Source organism: Flavobacterium sp. T12S277, assembly GCF_048514875.1.
GTDB lineage: Bacteria > Bacteroidota > Bacteroidia > Flavobacteriales > Flavobacteriaceae > Flavobacterium.
This window is the reverse complement of sequence record NZ_JBLYEG010000072.1, coordinates 1-887: the sequence shown is the minus strand read 5'-3', so window position 1 is coordinate 887 and position 887 is coordinate 1. Positions and strand designations below refer to the sequence as shown.

Below are 887 nucleotides of genomic sequence, written 5' to 3'. Positions count from 1 at the left end.
TTAATAATAATGGCGCGATTATGGATCACGAAGCCAATAAATTGGCTTCAAATTTTTATGATGGGGAGGCAGATAAATATAATGTAAGTGTAAATGGCATTCGTTTTTCTTTTAAAATCGGCACAGACGGAACTCCGGCTTTTTTATCAATGCATGATAATAAAATTCAGATACTAAGAAATGCAAACAACGATCAAGTTATCGAAGGTTTCGTTTTAACGGATGCCAATGCAAATCAGTATTTTTTTGAGCAGAAAGAAATCAATGAACCTTTTAAGGGATACAATGCTTTTCTTGAGGAAGGTCTTCCGGCTTATACTTCGAGCTGGCAATTATCAAAGATTATCGTAAATAATGGTGAGCAAATCGATTTTCTCTACGATGACAACGATTTTATGACTTTCAATTTTTATGCGAGTCTTCAAATTAAAAAACGTACTCCTCCTGTGCCTGATGTAAACAACCAAGGATGTACTAACGACATTATAAAAAGAAAGATTTTAAAATCGATTAACTCTAAAAATTTCAAAATTACTTTCAATTATATAAAACTGAACAATTATGAGGTTTACAATAAGCTGATAGTTAGAGATATGAATAATAGAATTGTAAATTCTTATAGTTTTAGTTATTCGGGTAGGAGAAATTTACTGGATAATATCATTAAAAATGATATATTCTTTCACGGTTTTGAATACTATGGTACAGATTTGCCAGATTTTGCTAAATCCATTTACGATTACCCCAAAAATATAGATAGTTGGGGATTTTCCAATGGCGCGAATAATAGTACCCCGTTTTTAGTTGAGAGAACAAATTACAATGCGGATAAAAAACCAAATTTTTTCGAAACCCAAAAAGGGGCTTTAAAAACCATTTACTATCCA

At 31.6% G+C, this 887-nt stretch carries 1 protein-coding gene; it reads left to right on the top strand.

Annotated features, from left to right (window positions below; translation table 11 throughout):
- Positions 1–20: 20 nt before the first annotated feature.
- Positions 21–887: hypothetical protein (locus ACN1CN_RS22765; RefSeq protein WP_419137978.1), on the top strand; the 867-nt coding region annotated here is incomplete at its 3' end.